The following is a 2,999-nucleotide window of genomic DNA, read 5'->3' on the forward strand; positions in this document are numbered from 1 at the left end:
CCCGACCCGCAGGCTGTTGGAAGGGTGGGAAAGCCGCCCCCGAGTCCCCGTTCCCGCAACGCCCCCGCGCCTTCACGCCGCCCGCAGGGCGGCTCCCAAAAAGCCAAAGAAAAAGGGCATCCTCCCGGATGCCCTAGCTCCTTTACCGACCGAACTCCTCCCGATAGCGGTTATGGTCTGCTAGTGCTTACCTCTTGTTACGGTAGCGGCGCTTTTCCATCTGGTAGTCGTACTCCATACCCGCAAGGTAGACGCACCACACGCCGACCACCATGAAGAGCGTACCCATAACAAACTCGATTGTCGCCCAGACCGGCGCATCCACGCTCGCAAGCATGAGCGTGTACGCCATAATCCCGCAGCCGATAAGGATTGCACCATAGGTCTCAAGCTCCCTGACGTTCTTCATCTTGAAGTCCCTTCTGCCATAGGGCGGCTCGGTTGCCGTCCCCCTTGCTGTCTATAAATATAGCAGACCGGCATACCAGCAAGCAGGTGAACCGTACACTCCATACATCCTGCATATCCTGCACGAAAAAAGGGCACCCTCCCGGATGCCCGTCCTTTCCCTATCCGAGGTCGATATACCTGCCGACCGCATCGGTATACCCTCCATGCGCAATCCTCCGCCCGCTCGGGTTCTTCCTGACGAATCCCGCTTCCTTGCGGTCGAGATAATAGCGGTGGTTGCACACACGGCACCACCCGGCAAGCTCCCTTCCGCCGCGAACCAAGTTGAACGCTTCCGCTGGCAGCACACGCCCGCACCTAGGACAGCGCTTCTTTGTTGGCAGCATCCTTTTCCTAAACCTCCTCCCCGGCATCCGTCAGCTCATGGACAAGCCATTCCGCTCGAAGCGGTTTCTTCTCTTTTTTCCCGTCGTGCGCGACGTGCAGCCCGTACACGTCATACGACCACGCTCCGGCAATCCCGACAATCAACCAATCGCGTCCGTCCCCTCCGTAAAGGGTCTCACCGAACATGACCGGCTTGCCGTCTGCGCAAAGCATCTGCCCCTTCGCCATTCGCTTCTCTCGCCTGCATTTGCGCTTGTAGGCAGCATCAAGGCGTTTGAATGCCCCTCTCTTCGAGTTCTCCACGCTCCTCTGGTACTCCCCCTTGAGGTTCAGAAGCTCTTCCTCAAGATTTGCCGCTTCCGAAGCCGAATCGACCAGACGGTTCAACAGTGTCAATGCCCCGTCCCTCATCGCCCCGTCAAACGCCTGCTCGACGGCATACCTCAGAAGCCGCACGTCCTTCTCCTCGATTTTCTCCTTGCCCATATTCATCCCTTCTCTAGCGCCGTCCGAACGGCTTCCCCATGTCATACCAGCTTCGTCCCTCGTAGCCGCGTCCGCACCCGTAATGGCCGATGACCCTCCACCCGGAAAGGTCGAGGTCGTAGAGCCTTGTAAGCTCCTCTCCATAGGTTCGCTTCCCCTGCCGCACAAGCTCCTCGTCGCTTGCGTTTATGTACAGTTCCCCGTACCGCTCGAACACGTACTCGACCCGCTTGCCACTACCGATAACATCCCCTGCGCAGACCTGCCACGGGCGCAGGGGCTTACTCCCCGCGCCCATCCTTACGGCTCCAAATAAATCTCGACCATGATGCAACGCTGCGTCTCGTCCTCGCAGGAAAGCCAAGACGGGTTCAGTGTGAAAGAACTCACGTCATCCTCCCCATGCTGCAAGACCAGCCCACGTTTGCCAAAGAAAGTCGCTCCCGTTATGAGTCCAAACTCCCATTCCTCTGGATAATGGACGCGAAAGCGGTAACAATCCCCTTTCAGGCTATCCATCAACTCCTTGACCTTCATTCCGCTCATCCCTCATCTTTCAGCTCGATACAGATGGTCGGTTCTACCTCCATGAGCGGGAAGATATAGCCGACCTCCCTTTCAAGGATTTGCGGGTGTTCGTCAGGGTAGAACTCCTCCGCATCACCTAGATAGTGCTCAATCGTAGTACCCGTCGAATCATAGCTTTGAATCGCGATTTCACCCTGAATGCAAGTCTCCTCGAACAGTTCCTCGAGCGTCATGTTTCCTCCTCTAGCCGATTCCGTGACCGAACAAACGGGCATCCGTGCAGGCATCCTCAAAAAGACCGTAATCGCCGTCAAACCCGAACCTATGACAATAGCGCTCGATGAGCCTTTCGTACCTATCGTAGTCCTCATCGGCATATGCCCGGTTCACTCGGTCGATTGCCCTGCGACGCTCCTCCGTGTCTTTAGGCTGCATAGCGACTCCCCGCAAGCTCCACGCCGTAACGCGGTGCGATACGGTCGCAGACGGCATCGAGAACGTCCTCGTCCATCCGTTCCATCAGCTCTTCGCAAAAACTCTCCCAGCCAATCGCGTCCACGAGGACGTTGACCTTCTCCGTAACATCCAAAGTAGCCATCTTGAAGTCCCTTCTGCCTTTGGGAAGCTCTGCTTGCCGCCCCTCTTGCTGTCTATAAATATAGCAGACTGGCATACCAGCAAGCAGGAAAACACGATATGAGCGGGAAACTCCACACATCCTGCATATTATACATAGCAAAAAGGCACCCTCCCGGATGCCCTAAATGCCTATGGTTAAAGCCCTACCCTCCAAATCTTTTCCTCGCCCGTGAACGTATCTGTGATTACGCATCTGCCGCCCGCCGCATACTTGAGACCATTCGGCAGCGCTTCCGCCGCCCTGCGGCACCTCGTCCAAAACCTCAGATACCCGTTTCCGCTGAACCCAACGGCAATCTCATCGTCGAACTCATCCATCGCATCTTCCGCCGGTTCCGATTCCAGATAGAGTACCACGCCGTTTTCGTTCTCTCGCGTGTAGTGGTATCTCGCCATACTCATGATTCCTTTCCGTCTACTCGGCAAGCCCGTTAACTTGCCTACCTGATAACCAGCATTATAGCATACCAGCAACACAGTACCTCTCCTAACTAAGGTTTCACGCCGTCTCCATGGAACTCGGGTCATTAGGGGCGAGCAGCCCCTAA

Annotated in this window: 7 protein-coding genes; all 7 read right to left on the reverse strand. The window is 56.4% G+C overall.

Annotation, left to right across the window (positions count from 1 at the left end):
* Positions 1 to 187: 187 nt before the first annotated feature.
* The 7 genes from PG766_RS16715 to PG766_RS16745 all read right to left on the reverse strand — a co-directional run bounded on the left by PG766_RS16715 (position 188) and on the right by PG766_RS16745 (position 2,853).
* On the reverse strand, positions 188 to 409 hold the full coding sequence (locus tag PG766_RS16715; RefSeq protein ID WP_055168026.1) for a hypothetical protein: 222 nt from the start codon (positions 407 to 409) through the stop codon (positions 188 to 190).
* Positions 410 to 804: 395 nt separating this feature from the next.
* Positions 805 to 1,284, reverse strand: a complete 480-nt coding sequence (locus tag PG766_RS16720) for a hypothetical protein (protein WP_270591386.1) — start codon at positions 1,282 to 1,284, stop codon at positions 805 to 807.
* A gap of 13 nt (positions 1,285 to 1,297) precedes the next feature.
* Positions 1,298 to 1,582 (reverse strand): hypothetical protein, encoded by a 285-nt coding sequence (locus PG766_RS16725; RefSeq protein WP_055262384.1) that lies wholly within the window; start codon positions 1,580 to 1,582, stop codon positions 1,298 to 1,300.
* A 2-nt stretch (positions 1,583 to 1,584) separates the two neighbouring features.
* Positions 1,585 to 1,821 carry a hypothetical protein gene (locus PG766_RS16730; RefSeq protein WP_117527820.1) on the reverse strand — a complete coding sequence of 79 codons (237 nt, stop codon included), beginning with the start codon at positions 1,819 to 1,821 and terminating at the stop codon, positions 1,585 to 1,587.
* Between the two features lie 5 nt (positions 1,822 to 1,826).
* On the reverse strand, positions 1,827 to 2,045 hold the full coding sequence (locus tag PG766_RS16735) for a hypothetical protein (protein ID WP_270591388.1): 219 nt from the start codon (positions 2,043 to 2,045) through the stop codon (positions 1,827 to 1,829).
* A 191-nt stretch (positions 2,046 to 2,236) separates the two neighbouring features.
* Positions 2,237 to 2,410, reverse strand: a complete 174-nt coding sequence (locus tag PG766_RS16740) for a hypothetical protein (RefSeq protein WP_270591390.1) — start codon at positions 2,408 to 2,410, stop codon at positions 2,237 to 2,239.
* A 176-nt stretch (positions 2,411 to 2,586) separates the two neighbouring features.
* The gene (locus PG766_RS16745) at positions 2,587 to 2,853 is read right to left on the reverse strand and encodes a hypothetical protein (protein ID WP_270591392.1); all 267 of its coding nucleotides are present in this window, start codon (positions 2,851 to 2,853) and stop codon (positions 2,587 to 2,589) included.
* Positions 2,854 to 2,999 lie beyond the last annotated feature (146 nt).

It is taken from the genome of Coprococcus sp. LG101-27, assembly GCF_027695515.1.
Lineage (GTDB): Bacteria > Bacillota > Clostridia > Lachnospirales > Lachnospiraceae > Allocoprococcus > Allocoprococcus comes.

Bases quoted from the DNA above. Each gene is read 5' to 3' on its own strand.
- PG766_RS16715 (WP_055168026.1), bottom strand. From the start codon at position 409: ATGAAGAACGTCAGGGAGCTTGAGACCTATGGTGCAATCCTTATCGGC.
- PG766_RS16720 (WP_270591386.1), bottom strand. From the start codon at position 1,284: ATGGGCAAGGAGAAAATCGAGGAGAAGGACGTGCGGCTTCTGAGGTAT.
- PG766_RS16725 (WP_055262384.1), bottom strand. From the start codon at position 1,582: ATGGGCGCGGGGAGTAAGCCCCTGCGCCCGTGGCAGGTCTGCGCAGGG.
- PG766_RS16730 (WP_117527820.1), bottom strand. From the start codon at position 1,821: ATGAAGGTCAAGGAGTTGATGGATAGCCTGAAAGGGGATTGTTACCGC.
- PG766_RS16735 (WP_270591388.1), bottom strand. From the start codon at position 2,045: ATGACGCTCGAGGAACTGTTCGAGGAGACTTGCATTCAGGGTGAAATC.
- PG766_RS16740 (WP_270591390.1), bottom strand. From the start codon at position 2,410: ATGGCTACTTTGGATGTTACGGAGAAGGTCAACGTCCTCGTGGACGCG.
- PG766_RS16745 (WP_270591392.1), bottom strand. From the start codon at position 2,853: ATGAGTATGGCGAGATACCACTACACGCGAGAGAACGAAAACGGCGTG.